This window comes from Streptomyces sp. NPDC059247 (genome assembly GCF_042754005.1).
GTDB lineage: Bacteria > Actinomycetota > Actinomycetes > Streptomycetales > Streptomycetaceae > Streptomyces.
In genome coordinates this window covers 182,244-208,754 of the sequence record NZ_JBHYZW010000005.1, presented here as the reverse complement: position 1 = coordinate 208,754, position 26,511 = coordinate 182,244, and the positions used below count along the sequence as shown (strand labels likewise).

At 69.0% G+C, this 26,511-nt stretch carries 12 protein-coding genes; 6 read left to right on the top strand and 6 right to left on the bottom strand.

The window, feature by feature from the left end; genetic code table 11:
• Window positions 1–3: 3 nt before the first annotated feature.
• Window positions 4–3,609: a BREX-2 system adenine-specific DNA-methyltransferase PglX gene (pglX, locus tag ACFXGN_RS12880; RefSeq protein WP_384857327.1), complete on the bottom strand. Its 3,606-nt coding sequence runs from the start codon at window positions 3,607–3,609 to the stop codon at window positions 4–6.
• Window positions 3,606–8,294 (bottom strand): BREX system serine/threonine kinase PglW, encoded by a 4,689-nt coding sequence (pglW, locus tag ACFXGN_RS12875; RefSeq protein ID WP_384857324.1) that lies wholly within the window; start codon window positions 8,292–8,294, stop codon window positions 3,606–3,608. Before pglW ends, pglX begins: the two co-directional genes overlap by 4 nt.
• A 294-nt stretch (window positions 8,295–8,588) precedes the next feature.
• Here pglW and ACFXGN_RS12870 point away from each other — a divergent pair, with 294 nt between their 5' ends.
• Window positions 8,589–9,635, top strand: coding sequence for a hypothetical protein (locus tag ACFXGN_RS12870; RefSeq protein WP_384857321.1), 1,047 nt, complete (start codon window positions 8,589–8,591; stop codon window positions 9,633–9,635).
• A gap of 2 nt (window positions 9,636–9,637) precedes the next feature.
• Here the strand turns inward: ACFXGN_RS12870 and ACFXGN_RS12865 are convergent, their stop codons facing one another.
• The 3 genes from ACFXGN_RS12865 to ACFXGN_RS12855 all read right to left on the bottom strand — a co-directional run bounded on the left by ACFXGN_RS12865 (window position 9,638) and on the right by ACFXGN_RS12855 (window position 16,750).
• Window positions 9,638–14,599, bottom strand: a complete 4,962-nt coding sequence (locus ACFXGN_RS12865; protein ID WP_384857319.1) for a DUF3320 domain-containing protein — start codon at window positions 14,597–14,599, stop codon at window positions 9,638–9,640.
• Window positions 14,600–14,812: 213 nt separating this feature from the next.
• Complete coding sequence (locus tag ACFXGN_RS12860; protein WP_384857316.1) at window positions 14,813–16,342, bottom strand: helix-turn-helix domain-containing protein; 1,530 nt, start codon at window positions 16,340–16,342, stop codon at window positions 14,813–14,815.
• Between the two features lie 51 nt (window positions 16,343–16,393).
• Window positions 16,394–16,750, bottom strand: coding sequence for a VOC family protein (locus tag ACFXGN_RS12855; RefSeq protein ID WP_384857313.1), 357 nt, complete (start codon window positions 16,748–16,750; stop codon window positions 16,394–16,396).
• Between the two features lie 428 nt (window positions 16,751–17,178).
• On the opposite strand from ACFXGN_RS12855, the gene ACFXGN_RS12850 reads away from it, so the two are divergent.
• A complete protein-coding gene (locus ACFXGN_RS12850) occupies window positions 17,179–18,036 on the top strand; it encodes an alpha/beta fold hydrolase (RefSeq protein WP_384857310.1) in 858 nt (285 codons plus the stop codon).
• A gap of 686 nt (window positions 18,037–18,722) precedes the next feature.
• On the top strand, window positions 18,723–21,437 hold the full coding sequence (gene acnA, locus ACFXGN_RS12845; RefSeq protein WP_384857307.1) for an aconitate hydratase AcnA: 2,715 nt from the start codon (window positions 18,723–18,725) through the stop codon (window positions 21,435–21,437).
• A gap of 125 nt (window positions 21,438–21,562) precedes the next feature.
• Here acnA and ACFXGN_RS12840 read toward each other — a convergent pair whose 3' ends face one another.
• On the bottom strand, window positions 21,563–22,483 hold the full coding sequence (locus ACFXGN_RS12840) for an FG-GAP repeat domain-containing protein (RefSeq protein WP_384857304.1): 921 nt from the start codon (window positions 22,481–22,483) through the stop codon (window positions 21,563–21,565).
• Between the two features lie 525 nt (window positions 22,484–23,008).
• Here ACFXGN_RS12840 and ngcE point away from each other — a divergent pair.
• The 3 genes from ngcE to ACFXGN_RS12825 all read left to right on the top strand — a co-directional run bounded on the left by ngcE (window position 23,009) and on the right by ACFXGN_RS12825 (window position 26,422).
• Window positions 23,009–24,454: an N-acetylglucosamine/diacetylchitobiose ABC transporter substrate-binding protein gene (gene ngcE, locus ACFXGN_RS12835; RefSeq protein WP_384857301.1), complete on the top strand. Its 1,446-nt coding sequence runs from the start codon at window positions 23,009–23,011 to the stop codon at window positions 24,452–24,454.
• Between the two features lie 100 nt (window positions 24,455–24,554).
• Complete coding sequence (locus tag ACFXGN_RS12830) at window positions 24,555–25,484, top strand: carbohydrate ABC transporter permease (RefSeq protein ID WP_384857299.1); 930 nt, start codon at window positions 24,555–24,557, stop codon at window positions 25,482–25,484.
• Window positions 25,484–26,422: a carbohydrate ABC transporter permease gene (locus ACFXGN_RS12825; protein WP_384857296.1), complete on the top strand. Its 939-nt coding sequence runs from the start codon at window positions 25,484–25,486 to the stop codon at window positions 26,420–26,422. The genes ACFXGN_RS12830 and ACFXGN_RS12825 overlap by 1 nt, the downstream gene beginning before the upstream one ends.
• The last annotated feature ends 89 nt before the right edge of the window (window positions 26,423–26,511 follow it).

Below are 26,511 nucleotides of genomic sequence, written 5' to 3'. Positions count from 1 at the left end.
GGCCTACTTCTTGGTCGTCCGGCGGCCTCGGGTGGCCGCCGCTGGGCGCCAGGCGTGGAGGTCGTCGTCCGTCAGGCCGTGCTTGCCCTGTTCCATCTGCCGGTCGCCCCGGAAGAACACGGCGGGGGACGACCCGAAGGTGGCGTCGAACTCGTCGTGCCACTGGTCCAGCCAGGGCTGGAGCTCCAGCAGACCGGCCAGGAACGGGGTGGCTTCCTCGGCGGTCAGGGCCTCATGGGTGGCGATGTACGTGGTGAGCGCGTACGCCTGCTCCTGGTGGTCCCAGCCGGCCCAGCCGTACAGGTCGGGCGTGGGCACGTTGGCCTGCCCGTAGGAGATGAAGCGCTCCTTGGGCACGTCGAGCTTGCCGCGCGCCCGCCAGTAGGAGGGGCGCAGGAAGTCGGCCGAGGTGTACTTCGGCGGTACGGGGATGGTGTCCCGGATCTTCCGCTTGGCGAGCTCGTCCTCGGCGGCGTCTTCCTGACGCTGCAGGTCCCAGACGTGCTCCCAGTCGGAGCGCTTCTTGAGCCCGGCGGGCTTGTAGCGCAGGGCGGAGAGGAAGGGGACGTGCTCGTCGGTCATCAGCTCGGTGACGACGGCGTGCAGTTCCTTGCGGGGCGCGTAGATCTTGGCGACGGAGACGAAGTCCTCGTCGCGGGACAGGTTGTCGGTGAGGCGGGAGAGCGTGATGAGGGCGGGCATCCCGTTCTCGTCGAACCAGTGATCACGGCTCTCGATCCGGTCGAGCAGCCAGCTCCGCAGGGCCTTCTCCTGAAGCGAGTCCCACCCCTCGGTGGCCCACCGCCGCTTGTACTCGGGCCGCTCGATCATCCCGATGGCCCGCGACGACTCGATGGCATCGATCCGCTTCTGAACGACCGCGCGGTAGGCGGCGGGCCAGTGCGCAGGGATCTCGGTGATGGGCGTGGAGCCGTGCCGCTTGAACCACTCGTCACTGGCCTCGCCTGCGGCGACGCGACGAGCAAGCACGATCTCGAAGGCACGCTCACCGAGGGCGAGCTCGGGAATGTCGGGAGAATCGGGATCCTCAGAGACCCGCAGGTCCTCGGGGTGCAAGTTGTAGAGCGAGTAGACCTGCCAGTCCAGCTCCTCTTGGAGGGCGATCATGCGTGCACGTGTGGAATACCAAATCTCGTGCGTCTCGTGCAGGGCGGAGACGGTGGCGGTGGATTCAGCTAGCAGAGACGCAGGGCTGGCGGCGGCGAGGTGCTGGGCGAATGCATCTAGAGTGGTGGCGGCAGAAGTGGGGTAGGGCATAGGGGGCAGCGGGAAGCGTTCAATGTTGGATCCGTTGAACTGGTAATGAACAGTCCACTTCTCGGACTCTAGTCCTCGCCCGACACCGTTACTTGGCTTGTCGTGACAAGCCATTTTCAACCAGAATGCTGCCGTGGAACTATTCAAGAGACCCAGAAGACCGAGGTGATCCTCCTCTGTTGCTTGCCCTGGCAGTTTGATGATTGGTGCGGTCTGCTTGAATACCCGGCCGCCGCGATCCAGTACGAAGTGATTGTGTGTGGCAACTTCACCGAAAGAAATAGATAGGTGCGTCTCGTAAGCTGACGCAGTGTACTGCATGTAGTCCCACCAGCGAAGCCCTGCCGCTGCCATATCTCCTTGGAAAGTGCGACGGGCCTCAAGTAGTCGCCGTAGCTGCCACAATTCTCGCGCAAGGTCTGTTGGATTGACCTCTTTTCCGTAAGGGAACCAGATGGATTCCTCGGGGCGCGCGTCCCAATCCCGCACGATATCCCCTGTCATGAGAGGGCGTAGTCCGTTTGAGCCTGCGAAGGTTCGGTATGTTGGGCGCAGAGGTCGAACGTAGGCTTCGTCAGCTCCAGCTCGGATTGCGCGACCAATGGGTGGGCTGATTTCGGACTTTAGGCGCCGCGTTGCCTGGTCGTTGATTTGAGTGAAAAGTTCCAATCCGCCGTCGGTGAGAATCCAGGGCTGCTGAGTGAAGTTGACGTCCCGCTCGAGGTCGTCCACGGACACCCATTTACTTACGGATCCAGGCGTGTCGATTTGCCTGACGATCGCACTCCATACAAGTCCCTTAGCGGGGTCGGATGGAAGAGATGGCTCAATTTGCACGCCTCGAACGGTGCGGATGGTGCTTTTCCGGTGAATGCCGGCGAGGGGGCGCCCGATCAAAATTACTGTTGGGGTCCCATGGCCAGGAATGTACGTTCCGGATGTGTCGATGACTTCAGTTAGTTCGACATCGTGGGCGAAGAAATCCTCTACGAGGAGTCGGCCAAACTCACGCTTAGAGAACGAGCGGGCGGTGATTTGCCCGACCATGCCGTAGCCAGACCCATTCGAGTCGCCTCGGGCAGCCAACTCGAAGAATCGCTGCGCGAACGGTACTGAAAGGGCGTATGTGCCCGCACATGCGTCGTAGAGATCTCGGTATAGGTCGTTGAGCTTTTTGTCCTTCACCGTGATGTACGGCGGATTCCCCACCACCACGTGATACCGACCCGGCCGCAAAATATCCGGGTGCTCATGCACATCCTCCGTCTCGTACTTGAAGTCCGCGAGCTCGTCCGCGCCCTCCTCGTCCGAGTCGTCGAACAGGTTGCCCTGCCGGTGACGGTGCTTGATCAGTGAGTCGCCCACCGCCAGGTGGATCGGCCACTCGTACCGCCCCGCCTCCTCCAGCGTCCGTACGCCGCTCGCCGCCATCGCCGCGACCAGCAGCCGGAACCGCGCGATGGCCACCGCGAACGGGTTCAGGTCGACGCCGTGCACCGAGTCCAGGGACGCCCGCACCCGCTCGTGCAAGTCACGTCCTGGCTGGCCGTCGCCCCACAGCCGTACCAGCCGCCGGAACGCGCCCAGGACGAAGTGGCCCGACCCGCAGGTCGGGTCGATCATCTTCAGGTCCTCGTAGCCGAACTCCCGGACCGCCGGGTCCATCGTCCGGTCGAGGATGAACTCCTCCACGAACTCCGGGGTCTGCAGCAGCGCGTACGTCTTGCGGGCCGCCTCGCTCAGGTCCTGGTACAGGTCGCCCAGGAAGCGGGTGTCCCAGCCCTCCGTGCCGTCCTCGTTCAGGGCGTCCGTGAAGTCGTGGACGAGGACGCCCTCCTCGTCCCGGCCCCGCCAGAAGTCGACCAGCTCCCGCGCCCCGTCGTGCGACAGCGGGATCTGGTAGAGCGGGTTGTGACGGCGGTCGAACAGCAGACGCCCGGCCTGGCCCGCGCCCAGTTCGTCGAAGGCGCGCTCCAGCCAGCCCCGGTACGTCGGGTCCTCCGACGTCGACAGGTACTCCTCGTACCGGGCCAGCGCCAGGTCCCGCCGGTCCTCGCCCGGTGCCGTCAGGAACGGCTCCGGGATCAGGCCGTTGTCCTCGCTGAACCGCACGAAGACCGAACCGAGTACCCAGGCCACCGCGACCTGAGTGATCCGCTCGTCCAGCCACGTGTTCCACGTCGCCGCCGTACGGCCCAGCTTCCGGGCCCGGTCGTACTCGGCCCGCAGGCGCGCGCCCTCCGGCACGATCTTCACCTGCTTGCCGAGATCGGCCTCGACCGCCTTGACCTGTTGCTTCAGGTCGTCCAACAGGGCTTTGCGGTCGATCACTTGTCGTCTCCCTTGACTTCGTTCAGACCCGACCGGTGGGCGTTCTTCACCCACGAGTCGGGCAGGTCGATCCATTCGCCCAGGCCCGCCTGGTACGGCACCGCCACAGTCCCCAGCTTCGGCTCCCGCGCCGGGTCCGGCTGTGGGACCAGCAGCCACAGGCCGCGCCCGCCCCGCCTGGCCGCCTCCGCGAGCCGGTCCAGGACGCCCATCGCGTCGTACCGGGCGAAGACGGCCGTCTCCGTGAGGAGGACGGGTCCCGGACCCGTCGCCGGGTCGAGCAGCTCCCGCACGCGCGGTTCGACCGTGCCCCACGCCGTCCGAGCGTACTCGGCGAACTTCAGCGCCCCCCGGGAGCCCGGCTCGGCCACGTCGGCACGGAGCAGGGTCTCCCACGTCGGCTTCGTGGCCGGCGGGACGAGGGCGTGCATGGACTCCAGGAACAGCTCGGTCACGGACACCGGGCGGGCGCCTATCCGGGCCGCGACCAGTTCCCGTACCGCGTCGACCGTACGGCCGTGGTGCACGGTCAGGACCCGGAAACCGTCCTGGCGGGCCGACGCGAGCAGACGCTCGTCGGAGCGGACCGCGCCCGCGAGCAGCGGATCGTCCGAATACCGCGTGACCGCGCCCACGTCCGTGGACTGCCGCCAGACGCCCCCCGTCAGATAGCTGGACGTGCCGTCCGTCCGCGTGGGCAGGTACCGCAGGGTCCTGGTGTCCTCGCGCGTGGACAGGGTGAGCTCGAAGCCCGCGTCGAAGAGCGCCTTCGTCAGACGGCTGCCGGTCGGCAGGTCATGGCTCGCGACCCCCCGAGTGTCGGGAACGACGAGCTCGGGGAACCGGGCACGGACCCGCTCGTGGACGAGCTCACCCGGGAGGCCGGGCTGCCGGGCCTCCGGCATGCCCGGGATCATCGGGACCAGACCGGCCTGGGTGAGCCGCAGGGCGCGGACCAGCGACAGGTCACGCGGGTAGATCTCCAGGCGCGGAGTCGCGGCGGCGTTCGCCGAGGCGGCGGCGGCCAGCTCGACGAGCCGCCGCTCGTCCCACTCGACCGCACCCGGCGGCGGGGTCAGCGCGCCCAGCTCACTGAGCACCGTGGCGGCGGTCGGCAGGGTCGCCAGGCGGGCCAGCCGGTCCGCCGTCCTCCCCAGACGGCCGGCGTAGTCGAGGAGACCGGGTGCCGTCGGGGTGTCCGGGGCGTCGGTCTCCCGGACGTCGAGCGCGAGCAGGCCCGCGACGAGGGCGTCCTCGGTGGCCCTGCGGTTGGGCTGGTGCTGGAACTCGGCCTCCTCCGGCTCGAGCTGCTCCACCTCCACCACGGCCCGCACGGCAGCGAGCGCCAGCGCCCGCCGCTGCTCACGCTCGGCGAGCTGCGTACCCCGCCGTACGGCCAGCGCGTCGGCGATCTCGAGGGCGGAGGCGACCCGGCCGAGGTCGACCAGAAGACCGGTGATCTCCTCGCGCAGGGCCTGCACCGCCGGATGCTTCTTCCAGCGCTTGCGCTCCTCCTTGAGCATCTGCGGGATGCGCCCCGCCGACAGGCCGAGGGACTCCGCGACGTCCTTCTGCTTCGGCCAGACGCCGATGTCCGGCAGTTCGCCGCGCTCGTTCGGGAGGCGGAGCAGCAGCCGCACCATCTCGATCTTGTTGCTGTTGGAGCGGTTGTTGTTGAGTTCGGGGACGAAGATCGTGGCCAGGGTGTCCAGGCTGACCGAACGTAGCGCGGAGCCGGTGAGCCCGCCCGCGCCGTCCTGCGCGGCGAGGGTGCCGAGCACCGCCGACTCGGTGGCCGTGAGCTGGGCCAGTTCTTCCTTGGCCTCGGCACGGCCCTTCTGGGTCAGGGGCGAGAGAGGGGCTTCGCGCAGCAGTTTGCCCCACTGGCGCTGGCGGCGCTGCACCTCGGTGCGGGTCTTCGTACCGAGACCGGGGGCGTTGGGCAGCTTGCTGCGGCTGTAGTCGAGGAGCCCGCCGACGGTGGTGACGCCGAGGCCGTACAGGAAGGACTCGGCGGCCGGGGTGAGACCCGCCGAGGAGAGGTGGGTGTCCCGGGTGACGGCGGCGGCGAGCCGTTCGCGCTGCTCGTCGGCGGTCAGCGGCTCGGCCTCGGCGATCGCCGACATGCCGGGGTCGGTGACCGGCCGTTCGGCGAGCGGTTCGGGATGGCGGCTGCGGTGGCTGGACGGGATCGCCTGGGCGGCGTCCAGGAAGATCTTCCTCCAGGCGTCCCGCATCGGCTTCAGCTCCGCGTAACGCTTCGCGGTGTCCCGGTGCAGGGCCTTGCGGAAGAAGGCGAGGAGACCGTCCCGTACGGCGGGCTCGAAGGCGTCGGCGGCGACGACGGGGTACGGAACCTCGGCCGCGTCCGTCATACGGGGCGGCAGCGAGCCGTCGCCCCACTTCGGGAGCTCGCCGGACGCCATCTGGTGCAGCGTGACGGCCACGGCGTACCGCTCGGCGTGCGAGTCGTACGCGGTGCGGGTGAGGGTGCCGATGAACGGGTCGAGGTACCCCTCCGTACCCGCGTCGTGGTCCGTCGCCGGGTAGCCCGCGAGGGAGAAGTCGATGAGTACCAGTTCGCGGGTGCGGTTGGGACGGATGCGGATGGCGATGTTGTCCGGCTTGATGTCCCGGTGCCAGACGCCCTCGCCCTCCAGGAAGTCCACGGCCCCGAAGAGGTAGTCGCCGTACGCCTCCAGCTGGTCCATCTGCAGACGGCCGCGCTCACGGAGCTGGCGGGCGACGGTCTCCTCGCGGCGGCGGTGCCGCGTGCCGCCCCGGGACCCGGCGCCCGGCTCCTCGGACGTGCCACCGCTCTCGTCGGTCCCGGCGACCGGGTCGCGCTCGTCGCCGACGTACTCCAGGACGAGGACCGTCCGGCCCGCGACGCGCAGGGGCTCCGGCTCCACGAGCCGGATGATCCGGGAGTCCGGGCGGAGCTGCCCCATGACCTCGGCCTCGTGGACCAGGATGTCGCCCCGGCTGTCGGAGAGGGCCACTTTGAGCACGGCCAGCGGACGGGTCTTCCGGGCCTCCGCCTCCAGATCGCGTACGAGGAACGCGCGGCTGGTGGAGCCGGTGCCCAGTCGGCGGCGGACCTCCCACCTGGTGCCGAGGACATCGCCCGCGACGGCCTCCAGGGGATCCTTCTCCGGAGCGTCCGCGCTCGCGGCCTCCACCACCGGCACCGGTGCCGTGAGGTCGTCCTCGACCAGCTCCAGCATCTCCAGGAACTCGTCCACCGAGGACAGCCGCTGACCGGGGCGGTAGGCGGTCGCCGCCTGCACCAGTTCGTCGATGTCCTTGGACAGGCCCTCCACCAGGGAACTGGGGCGCAGGCCCTCGCCCGCCTCCAGACGGGCGAGCAGCTCGGCCTGGCTCGCGGCCGGGGCCCGGCCGGTGACCAGCAGATATGTGAGGACACCGAGGCCGTAGACATCGAGATAGACCGGGTCCGCGCTGAGGGCGGTGAGCTCGGGCGCCAGATAGGGGTCGGAGCCCTCGGAGACGTGCGCCACCGAGAGGGCCGTGGGGGCGAAGCGGGTCATGCCCTGGCCCGTGGTGCCGTCCGTGCCCGAGGAGCGCTGCGTGGCGATCTGCCAGTCCGAGATCTGCAGCCGGGGAGTCAGCCAGGCGGCCTCCTCCCCGATCGCCCGGCCTTCCCGCCCCCGATTGCGCGGGATGACGTGGACCGAGCGTGCGGCCAGGGCGCGGTGGTGGATCCGGCTGGAGTGCGCGGACCGCATGGTCTCGGCGAGCTGGCGGACGAGCGCCATGCGGCCGAGGATGTCGAGCCGCTTGCCGTGCTGGAGGAGGTACTCGTCCAGCCTGACGGTCTGCGGGTGGTGGTCGAAGATCAGCGCAGGGCCGGCCGAGTGCCCGGACGGGAAGTACTGCTTCAGCTGCACGACACCGGGGTGGCGGAAACGCTGGAGCACCGCGGCCTCGCGCCGGGCGGCGTTCTCCACCGAGCGCCTGAGCGAGGCATCGGACCCGCGCTCGCTCAGGTAGACGCGGACCCGGGCGACCTCGGGCAGCTCGCTGTGCGTGGCCCGGTAGTCCGCCCAGGTGGGGCCGGAGTCGAAGGACTTCCGCTCCAGCTGGTACGGGCCGACCTTGTACGCGGCCTCGCTGCGCCGGATGCCGATCCGGTCGAGAGCGGCCTTGATCTCACGTGAGTCGATCGCGGTGATGCGGCGCCGCTCGTCCCGGGGCGGCTGCTTCAGCATGGCCACGAGCTCGGGGACGGTGAACACGCCGTTCTGGTCGTGGGCGGGGAAGTGGACGCGCAGACCGCCGTCCGTGAAGCAGACCGCCTCGCCCACCCAGACGCGCTTGCCGTTCCGCCCGAGGAGCGTGGCGAGCTCCTTCGCCTTCTTGTTGACCAGGTGCAGCGGATTGCCGTGGGGGCGGCGGTGGCCGCCGGGGGTGGTCTGGACCCAGGTGCCGTTCTCGCTGGTCACAGAGCCGTGCCAGTCCTTCAGCTCGATCATGGTCATGCCGCCGGGGGCGACGATCAGCAGATCGACCTCGCGGACGTGCCCGGTGTTCGCCGTGAAGGTGAAGTTCGACCAGGCCCGCCAGGGGTCCGCGTCCGGAAGCAGGGCGCGGATCGCTTCCAGACCGCGGCGCTCATGGTCGAACTCGGAGTCGGCGACCGTGGTCCACCGGCCTTCCCGCATGCGCTTTCCCCGCCCGTCTCGGTTTCCGTGCCCCATGTCGGACCGCCCGGGGCCCGGGGCCCTCCAGGCTGTCCCGACCAGGGAGCATCCAGGGGAAATCCTAATGGTGGGTGGTGACAGCCGGGGTGCCTCCGGTACGAGGGTGATCGCCGGACGGTAGAACCGTTGATCGTTTCACATGGGAATCCGGTTTTTCGGTCAGGAAGGCCGAATAGGCACGGTTTCGCACTCGGCGTGCGGCGCGGACTCTGGCACCAGGTCACCGGAGCCGACAGCGCCGAGGGGGGGTCCGCCGTGTCTGAGCCGTTGTACGTCCCGGTGCTGCCGGTGCGACGGCATGCGGTGACGGCCTACCGGTGGCTGAGCGCGGTCGATCGACGGACCATCGCGCCTCTGTGGAACCTGCCGCCGTGGCCAGGAGCTGACACTCCGGCCCTCGCTGCGAAGCTGCGGAAGGGCCTCGGCTCGGTGAGCCGGGTCCAACGCCACCGTTCCGCCTGGATCGACGCCCCCTTCGCGGACGAGGCGCAGGTGGCCGTGCTGGCGGACATCCTGCGCGAATACAGCGAGCTGTCACCCCTCCGACCGGTGACCGGCCCGGAGCGGTCCCCGCTTCAGCAGACGGCCTCCCTCTCGGCGGCGGCCCACAGCGGACGAGGGATCGGGGTGCGTGTCCGCGTCACGAGGGAATGGGACGCCGGGACCACCGAAGCCGTCCGGTTCCTGCTGGCCCGTGCCGAGCCGACGGTGCGGGCGGACCTCCTCCTCGACATGGACGCGGTCCTCGGGGACCGGCCCGACGCCGGGAAGGAGGCGTTACGGGCACTCGACGCCCTGGTCCCCCTCACCCCCTGGCGTTCGGTCTCCGTGCTGAGCGGCGGCTTCCCCCAGGTCACGGCGGAGACGCTGGAACGGGGCACGCGCGAAGAGCCCCGGTGGGACTGGGCGATGTGGCATGAAGTGGCGCTGAGCCGCCGGGCGTACGCGCCTTCGCTGAGCTACGGCGACTACGGGACACTGCCCGCCGACGCGATCGCAAGGGTGCCGAGGCCCGACCAGAAGGGCGGCCCGGACTGGGGATTCCTCCGCTACACGGCCGACCGGGCGTTCGTCATGGTGAAGGTGCTGCACAGCGGCGACGAGAAGATCCCGCTGAACCGGGCGGCGGCGCGGGGGCTCGTCGAGTCGCCCGACTTCCGCGGACCCCTGGCGAGCGTCGGTGAGAGCTGGCTGCGCGACTGCGCGCACGGGAACGGGAGCACCGGTGGGTTCGAGACGTGGCTGAGTGTGGGCAACGCTCAGCACTTCGCTTTCGTCGCCCACACTCTGCGGAGCCGTTGACGTCAGCGCACCGCCGTGATGCGGTCGGGGGCGCCCGTCAGGACCCGGACGCGCTGGAGTCCCGCTATGTCGGCGACGAGCGCGGCACGGATGTCGGGGCCGATCCGCCGCCAGCCGAAGAAGTCGCAGGTCTGCCTCAGCAACTCCTCCTCCGACATGCCGGGACATTCGGTGGCCAGCTCCCGCAGCGCGAGGGTGCGCTCGGCCGGTGCCACGTGCGACACCTTCCGAGGAGTCTGCCCGGCACCGGGTCTGCGCGCCGTGAAGACCCTCCGGTCCGCCACGTCGTAGAAATCACCGTCCGAAGAGACGGCCTTCGACCGGACGAGACCCTGCGCGACCCGCACGATCGCGGGCCGGACACGACTGCCCGCCTTGGCGAGGCCCCATGCCTCGCGGGCCCGCTGCACGAGGAGGTCCTCATGGATCGGGCCTTCGGCTCCGATGACGTCCGTCAGCACCTTGCGCAGGGCCGACACGGCCTCCGTGGTGTGGATCTCGTAGGGCGAGGTGACACTGATCCACTTGGTCTCGTACGGTGCGCCCCATTCCCCCCGGGCCTCCGTGTCCACCGGCACGCGCTCGTACTCGACATCGAGCGACGCCGGAGGAGGCGATGCCACGGGAACCGCCCGCGTGTCGTCGTCAGAGGTAACCCGGCCCACGGGCACGGGCCGGGGCTCGTCGGCGGGGCCCGCCTGCCGGGGCAGCGCCACGGGAGTCCCCGGGGCCGACGGGCCCTGGGCGACAGCCTGTTCGACCGCCTCGCGCAGGCGCAGTTCGGCCGCCGCACGGCCCCGGTACCAGTCGGTGCCCCAGATCCGGTACAGGCGCCACCCCAGACCGTTCAGGACCTGCTCGCGCAGCCGGTCCCGGTCGCGGGCCGCCCTGGACGAGTGGTACATCGCGCCGTCGCACTCGATCCCGAGCGCGTAGGAGCCGGGAAGGGCGGGATGGCGCAGACCGAGGTCGATGCGGTACCCGGCGACCCCGACCTGCGGCTGCACCTCGTAGCCCCAGTCGCGCAGCACCTCGATCACCGACTCCTCGAAGGGACTGTCGGGCTCGGCGTCCGACGGGCCGAGCTCCTGGGCGAGCACCGACGGGCCGTTCTCCGCGTACTCCAGATACCGCTTCAGGTGGCGGACGCTCTCGTTCGGGCTGTCGGCCAGGGCGCCGCCGCGGAAGGAGGCGACGACCTCCATGCGGTACCGGGCACGGGTGACCGCGACGTTCAGGCGGCGCCATCCACCGGACTTGTTGATCGGGCCGAAGTTCAGCCCCAGCTTCCCGTGTTCATCCGGGCCGTACCCCATCGACATGATCATCACATCGCGCTCGTCGCCCTGGACCGACTCCAGGTTCTTGACGAAGAAGCCGTCGAGACGGTCCTCGGTGAAGCAGTGCTCCAGATCGGGCCGCTTCAGCCGGATCTCCTGCACGGCCAGGTCGATGGCCGACGCCTGGGCCTGCGAGAGGGCGACGACGCCGAGGGTGAGACCGGGGCGACTGTCGAAGTGGTGGACGACGCGCTGGGCGACGAACTCGGCCTCGGCGCGGTTGTCGCGGCGACCGCCGCGGTCGTAGACGCCGTCGGCCTGGAAGAAGGCGACCCCGACGTCGTTCCCCTCCTCCTGCGCGCCGGGGAACGTGATCATCGAGTTCTTGTAGAACTGACGGTTGCTGAACGTGATCAGGTTCTCGTGGCGGCTGCGGTAGTGCCAGCGCAGCGGAAGCTCCCGCATGGCCCCGGCCTTGCAGGCGTGCAGCAGCGATTCGAACGAGTCGGGTACGTCCTCGGCGTACTCGTCCGAGTCGTCCTCGACGGCCGCGTCGAAGAACGAGGTCGGCGGGAGCTGCTTCTCGTCGCCCGCCACCACGAGCGTGCGACCCCGGTACACGGAGTTGATCGCGTCTCCGGGGCGGACCTGGGACGCCTCGTCGAAGATGACGACATCGAACTGGAAGTCCGCGGGCAGCATCTGGCTCACGGTGAGCGGGCTCATCATGAAGCAGGGTTTGATCGACTGCACGACCTCGCGTGTCCTGTCGAGCAGATCGCGCACCGGCATGTGCCGGGCCTTCTTCTCCGCCTCGCGGGTGATCACCGCGCTGCCGCCGCTCCCGAAGCGGCGAGGGCGCCGCGTGTTGCACGCCTCGATGACGGCCCGGCCCGCGGCGGCGACCAGTCGGCGGTCGGCCTCCTGGAAGTCGGCGACCCGCGCGTCGAGATCGTCGGCCCGTGTGATGCGCAGCCGGTCGTCGGAGGCGAGGACACCGTCCGCCCAGGCGCGCAGCAGAGCCTGCTCGACGACATCGGGCAGCCGCAGCGGGTCCAGGTTCCGCTCGGCCGCCGCTGTGACGAGGCCGTCCGCACCGTGCCGGGCGAGCACGGCGAGCCCGTCCCGGTACGCACGCCACTCCTCGGGCCCGCGCGGGTCCCCGTCCAGCGCGTCGACCGTCTCCCGGGCCCGGTCGTACGAGCCGAGCAGGGACGGGGACAGCTGGGCGGAGCGGGCCGGGTCGAAGAGGGCGAGCAGCGCCTCCACCGCGGCCTCCCAGCGGTCGGCGCGCTGTGTCGCGACGGCACACCAGCTGCCCAGGGCGCTGCGGACGTTGTCGGCGAGCAGGGTGGCGAGCCGGTCCCTGTCCGCGTCGTGCGCCAGCCGCAGCGCGGCGCTTCCGGTGTGCTCGGCGTCGCGTGTCAGTTCCGCGATGCGGTCGGCGTTGGCCAGCGCCGCGTCGAGAGCGGCGACCGCCTCTTCCGTCCGGGGGACGTACGGTCCCAGGAGCGCGGAGTGCCGCTCGGCGAGGCCCATCAGCTCGTCGTGCGCGTCCCGCCAGGCGACGGCCTGGCCGAGTCGGGCACCGACCGACTTGTCCCACGTCCCGCCGACCGTGAGCGCGGTCGCAGCCGTCCTATCGGCCTTGAACCGAGCCGAGAAGCGGGACATCAGACCCTGGTGCTGTGTGGAGAACCGGTCCGCCAGTTCACGGAGGCCCTCCTCGCTCAGCACCCGCGCGCCGAAGAGGTCCTCGGCCGTGGCCCGTGCCTCGCCCACCGCCGTGAGCGCCTGACGCAGCTCGGCCGCGGCGGTGTGCGCCCGCGCGAGACCGGAGGAGTCGAACCACCCCGTGGGCGGGAGGTGGTGGGCCGCCGTCAGGTCGGCCAGCTCGCACAACGCGAAGGCCGCTTCCTGGCCGGTGACCTCCCGGGGCATGCCGAAGAGTTCGGCGAGCTCTCGCAGTTCGGCGCCGATGTCCTCGGGCAACTGGCCGTCGGCCGGCGCCTGGGGCGCGGAGGGGAGCGCCCCGGCCAGCGTCCGCACGCTCTGCCTCAGCGCGCGCACCGACCCGGGCGCGTCCACGAACGCGGCGAAGGGCCGTCGGCCGACGGCCGCGCTCAGCGCGGTCAGGGCATCGGCGGCCTCGGACACCACGGGCTGCGCCGCGCCGCCCACGAGACCGCGCCACGCGAACGACATCCCTTCCGCGGCGGGCCGCCAGGCACGGCTGATCGCCTGCGCCGCGTCGATCGCCTCCTGGAGAGAACCGGCACCCAGATTCCGCACCACCGCGTCGTCGCGCGTGGCCAGCGGCAACTGGGGGACGCCCGCCCGGTCCAGTCGGACCAGTCGCCCCAGGACCTCGTGGAGGGAGCGCCGGAGCGGCTCCCGGGGCAGATTCATGGCTGCGGCGTGCGCGGACAGGTCCGTACGCAGCTGCCGTGCCTGATCCAGCTCGTGCTGCGCTGCTCCGGTGACCCGGGCCTCGGTCGTCAGGACGCGGGCGAGTTCGGTGGCCACGGCCTTCTTGCTCGTATCACTGCTGTGGAGGGCCAGGACGAAGTCACCGAGTCCGACACCGCGCAGACGGTTGCGTACGACATCCAGCGCCGCGGCCTTCTCACTGACGAAGAGCACGCTACGGCCGGCGTGCATCAGGGCGGCGATCATATTGGTGATCGTCTGGCTCTTGCCCGTGCCCGGCGGACCGCTCATGACGAAGGAACGCTGATCGAGGACGGCCGCGACGCACTGTCGCTGCGAGGCGTCGGCGTCCAGGACCAGGGGGGTCGTCTCGGGCAGCTGAAGCTCGTCGATGCGGTCCAGCTCCGGGGGGTCGAAGCCGATGAGGTCGTCGGGCAGACCGGCGTCCGGGCCGAGGGCGACGGCCCGTACCAGCGGGTGGGCGAGGACGCGGTCCTCGTTCTGCAGGAGGTCCTGGTACATGGACTCGCGGTGGGAGGCGAAGAGTCCCAGCACGACGCGCTCGTCGACCGACCAGCCGTCCGAGCCCGCTGTCGCCTTCCGTGCCGCGGAGAGCACCGCGGGCAGGTCCGTGACGTCGGCGTCACCGACCGGGCTCCAGTCGATTCCCAGATGCTCCATCTTGACGGCGAGGGCCGGATTGTGGGTGCGCTCCTGCCCTTCCGAGAGACGGAGCCGGTACTTGCGGCCGCTCTCCTCCCGGCGCAGCTCGACCGGGACCAGCACCAGGGGCGCCGCACTGCTCTCGTGCGCTCCGTCCTCGCGCCAGTTGATCATGCCGACACCGAGCCAGAGAACCCAGAGGCCGTAGTCGTTGAACATCTGACCCGATTTGCTCCGCAACTGGTACAGAGCGCTGTCGAGGCCGGACTGAGTGGTCTTCTGGGTGATGAGGCCGGGGTTCTGCCGGGAAGGGGCGTCGGACGCCTTCCGGAGGGTGAGCGAGCCCTCCGGCTCCGGGTCCTCCTCGACGACCGGAGCGAAGGCCCACCCCGTTCCGAGACCGGCCAGCAGCGAATCGGCATCCGGGGACACCATCTCCAGGGTCGCGGTCCTGGTGTGCCGGAAGTTCAGCAGCCGGTTCCGCCCACTCATCTCCAGCAGAGACTTGCGCCAGTCCTCGAGGACGGACTTCAGACGGTCGAGGCCTGGATCGCCGCCTTGGGCGCGTGGCGTGTGGGACGGGGCGGGCATGCGGTGAGTACCTCCAGAGCCGGGTGCGCGGGGCGTCGACGCGACGATGCCCGGAGATAACTAAATATCATTTCACATCATCCGTTGTATGGGCGGGCACCGACACGCCGACAGTCCCGCCGGTCGCCGTGCTCCCGCCGGTCCGTCTCTCCTCCGGACCCGCATGCGCACATGAGCCCGGAGGAGAGACGGGATGTTGCCTTCCGAACGCGGTCAGATGTCCCGGAAGATCTCGATCTGCGCGCCGATCGAGTTCAGGCGTTCCGCCAGGTCCTCGTAGCCTCGGTTGATGACGTAGACGTTGCGCAGGACCGAGGTGCCCTCCGCCGCCATCATCGCGAGGAGGACGACCACCGCCGGGCGCAGGGCCGGGGGGCACATCATCTCGGCGGCGCGCCAGCGGGTGGGGCCCTCGACCAGGACGCGGTGGGGGTCCAGGAGCTGGAGGCGGCCACCGAGGCGGTTGAGGTCCGTGAGGTAGATCGCGCGGTTGTCGTAGACCCAGTCGTGGATGAGGGTCTTGCCCTGCGCGGTGGCCGCGATGGCCGCGAAGAAGGGCACGTTGTCGATGTTCAGACCCGGGAACGGCATCGGGTGGATCTTGTCGATCGGCGCCTCCAGCTTGGAGGGGCGGACCGTCAGGTCGACCAGGCGGGTGCGGCCGTTGTCCGCCGCGTACTCCGGCGAGCGGTCGTGGTCGAGGCCCATCTCCTCCAGTACGGCCAGCTCGATCTCCATGAACTCGATCGGGACCCGGCGGATCGTCAGCTCCGACTCGGTGACGACGGCGGCGGCGAGCAGGCTCATCGCCTCGACCGGGTCCTCCGAGGGGGAGTAGTCGACGTCCACGTCGATCTGCGGCACGCCGTGCACGGTGAGCGTGGTGGTGCCGATGCCGTCCACCCGTACGCCCAGCGCCTCCAGGAAGAAGCACAGGTCCTGGACCATGTAGTTCGAGGAGGCGTTGCGGATGACGGTCGCGCCGTCGTGGCGGGCGGCGGCGAGGAGCGCGTTCTCCGTGACGGTGTCCCCGCGCTCGGTCAGCACGATCGGCCGGTCGGGGGAGACGGAACGCTCCACCTGGGCGTGGTAGATGCCCTCGGTGGCGGTGACGTCGAGACCGAAGCGGCGCAGCGCGATCATGTGCGGCTCGATGGTCCGCGTACCGAGGTCGCAGCCTCCCGCGTACGGCAGCTTGAAGCGGTCCATGCGGTGCAGCAGCGGGCCGAGGAACATGATGATCGAGCGGGTGCGGATCGCGGCCTCGGAGTCGATCGAGTCCATGTCCAGCTCGGCCGGGGGCACGATCTCCAGGTCGACGCCCTCGTTGATCCAGCGGGTGCGGACGCCGATGGAGTTCAGCACCTCCAGGAGCCGGAAGACCTCCTCGATGCGCGCGACCCGGCGCAGCACCGTGCGGCCCCTGTTGAGGAGGGAGGCGCAGAGCAGCGCGACACAGGCGTTCTTGCTCGTCTTGACGTCGATGGAGCCGGAGAGCCGGCGGCGGCCGACGACCCTTAGGTGCATAGGGCCCGCGTAGCCCAGGGACACGATCTCGCTGTCGAGGGCCTCGCCGATCCGGGCGATCATCTCAAGGCTGATGTTCTGGTTGCCGCGTTCGATCCGATTGACGGCGCTCTGGCTGGTGGCCAGCGCCTCGGCGAGCTGCGACTGTGTCCAGCCACGGTGCTGGCGGGCGTCACGGATGAGCTTGCCGATGCGTACGAGGTAGTCGTCTGCCATGCCGTCACGTTATCTCAGATATGAGATGACCCTGATGGTTGGGGTGGGCCATCAGAGTGAAACGCCATGTGCGGTGGGGTGGCGCGGTTCGTACAGGGGGAGTTCGGTGCCGCTCGGCAGCCGTACGGCGGCGAGCAGTCCCCAGGACTGCTCGGTGATGGCCCGGGAGACCTCGGCGCCCCGGTCCTCCAGGGCGGTCAGGGTCCGGGTGAGGTCCTCGCACATGAGGTAGATCTCGCTCCGGGGCTCGCGCCCGGTGGGGTGCACGGCGATCTCGGCGGGCGGCAGCCGGAACACCAGCCACCCACCGCCCGCGTCCACGTGTTCGAACCCGAAGACGTCCTTGAGGAAGGCGCGGTCGGCCTCCGCGTCACGGGTGTAGAGGACCAGGTGCGCGCCACTGAACATGCCCCGATCGTCGGCCGCGCCCCGACTCCGGGCAATCCACGGGGGTCCGTACGGGTGGGGCGCGGGGTCTGAGCCCTGGTGCGGGTACGGCCTGCCTCGACGGGCTTGCCCGGGTGCGGCTTCGCGCCCCGGCGCGGGTACGACCTCCACGCGCCTGCCCGGGTACGGCTTCGCCGGGCCCTGGCCAGGGCCCGGCCCCTACGACCTGGCTTCTGGGTGCCCCCGTACGGCGTCCGCGTGCGCGAGTCAGGTGTACGGCCGGGTGGGCGTCACGGCCGAGTGGGTGTGGTCGATGACCTCTCGCGTCGAAGGGTGAGCGTTCCTCACCGAAGCTTGAGCGGTCTCCGCGTGGCCTTCCGCGTGGCCTTCCGCATGGCCCGTCAGCCTTCGCTGGACTACATTTGAAGCGCTCTGCCACAGGGGGTGTGATGCCGCGGATCGCGCTGTCGTCCGGAACGATCGACTACCAGGACACCGGGGGCGACGGGCCGGTGCTGGTGTTCTGCCACGGTCTGCCGATGAACGAGACGCAGTGGCGCAAAGTGGTGCCGCTGCTGCACGGGTACCGCTGCGTCCTGCCCACACTGCCTCTCGGCGGGCACCGCCGGCCGATGCGCCCGGACGCCGATCTGTCTCATCGCGGTGTCGCGCTGCTCTTGGGTGAGTTCATCGAACGGCTCGGCCTCGATGACGTGACGCTCGTCCTCAACGACTGGGGCGGCGGCCAGTTCCTGGTGTCGGAGGGGAAGGCCCGGCGAGTCGCGCGTCTGGTGCTGGTGGCCTGCGAGGCGTTCGACAACTTTCCCCCTGGACCGGCCAGAGCGGCGGTCGCGGTGTGCGGGATCCCCGGTGGCGTCTGGCTCCTGACGCGCCTCATGCGTGTCCCCTTGTTCCGGAACAACCGCAACGGGTACGGCGGAATGAGCCTGCGAGGGATCCCGGACGAGATCATGGACGACTGGTTCGCCCCCGCCACCCGGAGCAAGGCCATCCGCAGGGACTTCGCCAAGTTCGCCACTTCGGCACCCGGACGTGAGACCTTGCTGGCCTGGAGCGAGCGATTGCGCGCCTTCGACCGCCCGGTGCTGGTCGTCTGGGCGACGGAGGACAGGCTGATGCCGCGCGAGCACGGCCGCCGTCTGGCCGAGCTGTATCCCCAGGGCCGACTGGTCGAGATCGCCGACTCGTCCACCCTCGTCCCCGAGGACCAGCCCGAACGGCTCGCCGAAGTGCTCATCGACTTCCTGGCCGAGAGCGGAGCGGAGCCGGTCCGGCCCGCCGACTGAGCCGAGAGCGACGGGCGGATCTGACCGTCGCCCTCCCGCCTCCGTTCTCCGCCCTCGTATCCAGTGCGGCCAGAACGGCCTGGAGGCGATCTCCGTCACGGTGGGAGGCGATCCCCGTCACGTCCGGGGCGGAATCCAGCGGGCCCCGGCCGCTCCCGTCCCGCCGCGCCTCCTGGTCGCCCGTGATGACCGCGCGGCACCAGTCCGGGGTTCGAGGAGCCTACGATCGCCCCTGTTCGGGCGGAGCCCGCGTACCAGCGGGCATGTCCTCGAACCGGCCGCTCCACCCGGCGCCCCACCCGGTGCGACGGTGCTGTCCGCCGTCGAAGAAGCCCGAGCCGAAGCGCCGGGCAGGGGGTCGCCGTACGCGTGGAACGGCCCCCCTCACCGTCCCCCGGGCGGCCGTGCCTCGGCGTCCGCTCGGCCTTCGGCGAGAATCCTGGCGTCCACCAGCCTTCACCGACAGAGCTCAACCTTCGATGCGACGGGTCGGTCGAGGGCATCCGGGCATGACCTCGCGGCGGTGATGCACTAGAGTTATCTCGACATCGAGATAACTGCTTACGGCGCACCATGGCCGCCCCACCCGGTAAGGGTTACCTAACTAAGCCTTACCTTAGCGGATCGGCGAGGAGTCGTGGCGGCAGCATGGCGGTAATACGCGCACATTGATGAAGGAGACTGTCGTGTCGGCGAACAGCTTCGACGCCCGCAGCACGCTGCGCGTGGGCGACGAGTCGTACGAGATCTTCAAGCTGGACAAGGTCGAGGGCTCCGCGCGCCTCCCGTACAGCCTGAAGGTTCTCCTGGAGAACCTGCTCCGCACCGAGGACGGCGCGAACATCACCGCCGACCACATCCGGGCCCTCGGTGGCTGGGACTCGCAGGCGCAGCCGAGCCAGGAGATCCAGTTCACGCCGGCCCGCGTGATCATGCAGGACTTCACGGGTGTTCCCTGTGTCGTCGACCTCGCCACCATGCGCGAGGCCGTCAAGGAGCTCGGCGGCGACCCGGCGAAGGTCAACCCGCTCTCCCCGGCGGAACTGGTCATCGACCACTCCGTGATCGCCGACAAGTTCGGCACGAAGGACGCCTTCGGCCAGAACGTCGAGCTGGAGTACGGCCGCAACAAGGAGCGCTACCAGTTCCTGCGCTGGGGCCAGACCGCCTTCGACGACTTCAAGGTCGTCCCCCCGGGCACCGGCATCGTCCACCAGGTGAACATCGAGCACCTGGCCCGTACGGTCATGGTCCGGGGCGGCCAGGCGTACCCCGACACCCTCGTCGGCACCGACTCGCACACCACCATGGTCAACGGCCTCGGTGTGCTCGGCTGGGGCGTCGGCGGCATCGAGGCCGAGGCCGCCATGCTCGGCCAGCCGGTCTCCATGCTCATCCCGCGCGTCGTCGGCTTCAAGCTGACCGGTGAGCTGACCCCCGGCACCACCGCCACCGACCTCGTCCTCACGATCACCGAGATCCTGCGCAAGCACGGCGTCGTCGGCAAGTTCGTCGAGTTCTACGGTGAGGGCGTCGCCGCGACCTCCCTCGCCAACCGCGCCACCATCGGCAACATGTCGCCCGAGTTCGGCTCCACCGCCGCGATCTTCCCGATCGACGACGAGACGCTGAAGTACCTGCGCCTGACCGGCCGCGACGAGCAGCAGGTCGCGCTCGTCGAGGCGTACGCCAAGGAGCAGGGCCTCTGGCTCGACCCGGCCGCTGAGCCCGACTTCTCCGAGAAGCTGGAGCTCGACCTCTCCACGGTCGTCCCCTCCATCGCCGGCCCGAAGCGCCCGCAGGACCGCATCGTCCTCGCGAACGCCGCCGCGCAGTTCGCCCAGGACGTCCGCAACTACGTCGACACCGCCGACGAGGCGGGCAAGGAGTCCTTCCCGGCCTCCGACTCCCCGGCGCAGACCAACGGCGTCCCGTCGAACCCGGTCCAGGTGACCGCCCCCGACGGCAGCACCTACACGATCGACCACGGCGCCGTCACCGTCGCCGCGATCACCTCCTGCACCAACACCTCGAACCCGTACGTCATGGTCGCCGCCGCGCTCGTCGCGAAGAAGGCCGTGGAGAAGGGCCTGACCCGCAAGCCGTGGGTCAAGACCACCCTCGCCCCGGGCTCGAAGGTCGTCACCGACTACTTCGACAAGGCGGGTCTCACCCCGTACCTCGACAAGATCGGTTTCAACCTCGTCGGTTACGGCTGCACGACCTGCATCGGCAACTCCGGCCCGCTGCCGGACGAGGTCTCCAAGGCCGTCAACGAGCACGACCTCGCGGTCACCTCGGTCCTCTCCGGCAACCGGAACTTCGAGGGCCGCATCAACCCCGACGTCAAGATGAACTACCTGGCCTCCCCGCCGCTGGTCGTCGCGTACGCCATCGCCGGGTCCATGAAGGTGGACATCACCAAGGACGCCCTCGGTGTCGACCAGGACGGCAAGCCCGTCCACCTGGCCGACATCTGGCCGACCGAGGCCGAGGTCAACGAGGTCGTCGCGAGCGCCATCGGCGAGGACATGTTCAACAAGTCCTACCAGGACGTCTTCGCGGGCGACGCCCAGTGGCAGGCGCTGCCGATCCCGACCGGCAACACCTTCGAGTGGGACACCGAGTCCACCTACGTCCGCAAGCCCCCGTACTTCGAGGGCATGACGATGGAGACCACCCCGGTCACCGACATCGTCGGCGCCCGCGTCCTGGCCAAGCTGGGCGACTCGGTCACCACCGACCACATCTCCCCGGCCGGTGCCATCAAGGCCGACACCCCGGCCGGCAAGTACCTCACCGAGCACGGTGTGGAGCGTCGTGACTTCAACTCCTACGGCTCGCGCCGTGGCAACCATGAGGTCATGATCCGCGGCACGTTCGCCAACATCCGCCTGCGCAACCAGATCGCGCCGGGCACCGAGGGCGGCTACACCCGCGACTTCACGAAGGACGGCGCCCCCGTCTCCTTCATCTACGACGCCTCGCGCAACTACATCGAGCAGGGCACCCCGCTCGCGATCCTGGCGGGCAAGGAGTACGGCTCCGGCTCGTCCCGCGACTGGGCCGCCAAGGGCACCGCGCTGCTCGGCGTCAAGGCCGTCATCGCCGAGTCGTACGAGCGCATCCACCGCTCGAACCTCATCGGCATGGGCGTCCTGCCGCTCCAGTTCCCGGAGGGCCAGACGGCCGAGACCCTCGGCCTGACCGGCGAGGAGGCCTTCTCCTTCACCGGCGTCGAGGAGCTGAACAACGGCGTGACCCCGCGCACGGTCAAGGTCACCACCGACACCGGTGTCGAGTTCGACGCGGTCGTCCGCATCGACACCCCCGGCGAGGCGGACTACTACCGCAACGGCGGAATCATGCAGTACGTGCTCCGCAACCTGATCCGCGGCTGACCCACCGGATCCGGCCATAGGGAAGGGCCCCGCTCCTCTCAGAGGAGCGGGGCCCTTCCCTATGGCCGGGGGCGCGCCGATCCGGCGCGGTCCCTGGCGGGCCCCCGGAGGCCCGGGGGCCGAGATCAGAAGAGGAGCCGGAAGCTGTTCCAGCCGCTGGTGCCGATCTTGACCTTGGAGTGGAACGGGGCGGGGGCGTTGCCGGTGCCCCGGTACAGCCACAGGGCGCCCGAGCCGTCGCGGGCGATCAGGTCGGCGATGCCGTCGTTGTTGATGTCACCGACCGAGATCAGGGTGTTGAAGGCGTTCCAGCCCGCGCCGATCTTGGTGCGTCCGGCGAACGGCTTCTTGTAGTCCCCGGTGCCCTTGTACAGCCACAGCACGCCCGAACCGTCACGGGCGACGATGTCGGCCTTGCCGTCGTTCGTCAGGTCGCCCTTGCCGGTGATCTGGTTGTACGCGTTCCACCCGGCGCCGATCTTGGTGCGGGCGGCGACCTTGCCGTTGCCGTAGCCCAGGTAGAGCCAGAGGACGCCCGCGTTGTCACGCGCGAGGAGGTCGTCGGCGGTGCCGCCGCCGAGGTTGGCGCCCGAGAACACCTTGTTGTAGATGCCCCAGCCGCCACCGATGTCGGTCGGGGTGCCGCCGAACTTCATGTAGGCGAGGCGGTTGTTCTCGACGAACCAGAGGCCGTCGGCGAAGCCGTCGGCGTTGTGGTCCACCTGCGTGATGGTCTTGCTGTACTGCCAGCCGCTGCCACTGTCCTTCGCGGCCTGCAGACCACCGTTCCCGTCGCGGTCGTAGCGGGAGAGATTGCCGTTGGCGGCGGCGCCGAAGAGGGAGTTCTCCGGCGTCACGACAGCGGCGGCGGTCGCGGCGAGCGCGCCCGCGCGGGCGCCCGACTCGGCGGCGCCGGCGGAGTGCGCGGTCCGGGGCGCGTCGGCCGCGAAGGCGGCCGTGGTGGTGCCCACGAGCGCCGCGGTGATCGCCGCGACCGTCACGCGGGACATCAGACTCGTGCGGTTCAGGCCAGAAGAGTTGGCCACGTGTACTCCAGATGCAAGGGGAATGGGGCAGGTCCCGCGGTGCGTCCGTCACGAAGGAGGGGAACGCGGGATCCCTATCATCCCGGATCGTCCTTACAGGAACTTCACAGGGCGGGGGGTCTGTGACACAACTGTTTCGATCCAGGCCACATGTCCTTTTTGCCTTGTTCGGTTCCGTGCGACCGCGCGGCTACTCGTCCGTACCCCGATATGGGTTGATCCGATGGGCTGTCAAGAGTGTTGCAGGGCGAATCCTTGGACGAAACGCCGCAGATGCCTCGTGCTAATCCCGGAGGTCTCAACTCGGGAAAGATGGTTGTCGAAACCTGCTTACGATCTTGCTCAGGTGAAGGGAAGTGGACTATACCTGTCGGCGTCCAGCCAGTCGTTTCCATCACACGACGGCCCGACGTCTGCATGACCCGGCTGCAAATGACTGCGGTGGCGGGGCCCTTCGCCTGTGGCGAGTGAGATACGGGCGACCGGTACACCGCCTGAGTCCTGAATGAAGGCGAGGACTTGAGCATGGGATCCACCTCCGCGCACACCAGTGAGGGCCTTGGCCGTCGCGATCTGATCAAGCGTTCGGCCGCTATCGGCCTGATCTCCGTCCCGACGATGGGCTTCCTCTCCGCCTGTGCGAGCAGTGACACCGGTGGTAACGGAAAGGTCGAAAAGGGTAAGAAGACCGACAAGAACCCGCTCGGCGTGAACGAGTCGGCACCGCTCGACTTCGTCCTCTTCGACGGCGGATTCGGACAGCAGTACGCCAAGGACGCTGTCAAGATCTACGAGACGAATTACCCCAAGGCGAAGGTCAAGTTCACCCCGACCCAGAAGATCACCACCACGCTGCAGCCCCGCTTCAACGGCGGCAACCCGCCGGACCTGATCGACAACTCCGGCGCCGAGCAGATGGACATGGGCGTCCTCGTCGGTCAGAAGCAGCTCACGGACCTCACCCCGCTCCTGGACGCACCGTCCGTCGACGACCCGAACAAGAAGGTCCGCGACACCCTGCGGCCGGGCATCATCGAGATGGGCCAGTTCGACGGCCAGCAGTGCTGGATCCTCAACTACGCCTACACGGTCTACGGCGTCTGGTACTCGCAGAAGCTCCTCGACTCGCTCGACGCGAAGTACCCCGAGACCTGGGACGAGATGCTGGCCGTCTGCGAGAAGGCCAAGCGCAAGGGCATCGCGGCCTGGACGTACGCGGGCAAGCACCCGTACTACGTCCCCTTCTCGCTCTACCCGATGATCGGCAAGGTCGGCGGCCGGGACGTCCTGGACGCCATCGACAACCTGGAGCCGAAGGCCTGGGAGCACCCCGCGGTCAAGGCGTGTTTCGAGGCCTACTACGAGCTGGTCCAGAAGGGCTACATCCTCAAGGGCACCCCCGGTCTCGACCACATCCAGTCGCAGACCGCCTGGACCGAGGGCAAGGCGCTGTTCATCCCGAACGGCTCCTGGGTCGAGAACGAGGCCGCGAAGACCATGCCGGCCGACTTCGGCCTCGCGGTCTCCGGTCCGACCGGCATCGACTCCTCGGACAAGATGCCGTTCGGCACCATCTGGGCGGCCGGCGGCGAGCCCTTCATCGTCCCCGCGAAGGCGGCCAACGCCGAGGGCGGCATGGAGCAGCTGCGCATCATGCTCAGCGAGGCGTCCTCCAAGAACTTCACGCAGTCCGTGAAGTCCCTGACCGCGCTGAACGGCGGCACCGACGGCATCGAGCTGTCCCCGGGCCTCAAGTCCGGTGTCGCGGCCCTGGAGAAGGCCGGCCAGAACGTGGTCAACCCGCGCCTCCAGGACTGGTACGTCGCCCTCCAGAAGGAGAAGATCGGCGTCGCCGGCATCGGCGAGATGATGGCGGGCCGCGCGACCCCGGCCGAGACGATCAAGAAGATCCAGAAGTACGCCGACGAAGCGGCCAAGGACTCCTCGATCAAGCACTACAAGCACCAGTGAGCTGTACCGGGGCCCCTTCCCGCCGACCGGGAGCGGGCCCCGGGCCCTTCGCGCGCGGCAGCAGCGGCGCGCCTCCGCGGGAAGATCGGGGTCGGTAGGAATGCAACACGGCAAGTACCGTTTCATCGTGGGGTTCCTGACGGCCCCCCTCGCGCTCTACGCGCTGTTCGTCATCTGGCCGTTCATCCAGTCCATCTACTACTCGTTCACGGACTGGACCGGGCTGAGTCCCGAATTCGGCATGATCGGATTCGACAACTACAGTCGTATGCTGGACGACGAGATCTTCTGGAAGTCGTTGCAGCACAGTCTGACCCTCGCGGTGGTGCTGCCACTGGTGACCGTCGGGCTCGCGTTGTTCTTCGCCTTCATGCTGAATGTCGGCGGTCGGCGCCGTAGGGGCGCGGCCATCGCGGGTGTGCGCGGTTCCGCTTTCTACAAGATCGTGTATTTCTTCCCGCAGGTGCTGTCGATCGCGATCGTCGCACTGCTCTTCCAGTTCGCGTACAACCCGAATAGCGGAGCCATCAATTCCGTTTTGAAGGGGGTCGGTCTCGGAAGCATCCAGCCGGACTGGCTGGGTGACCCCGACCTCGCCCTCATCTGCGTGATGGTGGTTCTCGTCTGGTCCACGGTCGGATTCTTCGTCGTCCTCTTCTCGGCGGGCATGGCGTCCATTCCCCGGGACTTCTACGAGGCGGCGCTGCTCGACGGCGCGAACCGGTTCACCACCTTCTTCAAGATCACTCTGCCGCTGCTCTGGGACACCGTGCAGTCGGGCTGGATCTACATGGGCATCCTGGCGCTCGGCGCCGAGTCCTTCGCCGTCGTTCAGATCATGACCGTCGGCCCCAGCGGCGGCGGGCCGGACTACTCGACCATCGTCCTTCCGCTGTACGTGTACCAGAAGGCGTTCCGGGACGGTCAGGCCGCCTACGCAACGACCATCGGTGTCGCGCTTCTCCTCGTCACGCTCGCCTTCGCCGCGATCGTGATGAAGCTGGGCCGGCGCGAGCGGCTGGAGTTCTGATGAAGACCACCGACACGGCCACCACCGGCGTCGAGACCCCCGGCACGCCGGGCGGCTCGGGACCCGCGGTCACCAGGACGGCCCCTCCGGCGGCGCGCAAGCAGTCCAAGGGCGAGGGGGCGACGCTCAACGTCTTCTCCCACGGCGTCCTGATCCTCTGGGCGATCATGGTCGTCATGCCGCTGCTCTGGGCGGTCATGACCTCCTTCAAGACCGACAAGGCGATCTTCACCTCGCCGTGGTCGCTGCCCGACAAGCTGCACTTCGAGAACTGGTCCCGCGCCTGGACCGAAGCGCACATGAGCGACTACTTCCTGAACACGATCCTGGTGGTCGGCGGCTCGCTGATCGGCACCCTGCTCTTCGGTTCGATGGCGGCGTACGTCCTGGCCCGCTTCGACTTCCCGGGCAACCGCTTCATCTACTTCCTGTTCATCGGCGGGATGAGCTTCCCGATCATCCTGGCGCTCGTGCCGCTGTTCTACGTGATGCAGAACATGGCCCTGCTCAACACGCTGCCCGGTCTGATCCTGGTCTACATCGCGTACTCGCTGCCGTTCACCGTCTTCTTCCTCACCGCCTTCTTCCGCACCCTGCCGTCCTCGGTGGCGGAAGCGGCGTTCGTGGACGGCGCCTCGCACACCCGGACCTTCTTCCAGGTGATGCTGCCGATGGCCAAGCCCGGTCTCATCAGCGTCGGCATCTTCAACTTCCTCGGCCAGTGGAACCAGTACCTGCTGCCGACCGTGCTCAACACCGAGCCGGAGAAGAAGGTGCTCTCGCAGGGCCTCGTGCAGCTGGCCGTCAGTCAGGGCTACAAGGGCGACTGGTCCGGACTCTTCGCCGGACTGGTGATGGCGATGCTCCCGGTGCTCGCCGCGTACATCATCTTCCAGCGGCAGGTGGTGGCCGGTCTGACCGCCGGCGCCGTGAAGTGAACCCCCGGCCCCTCCAGGGCCCCTTCCCGTAGAGACCGACGGAGATCCACCGGTATCTACTGGCATCCACCGAGATCCACCGGTATTCA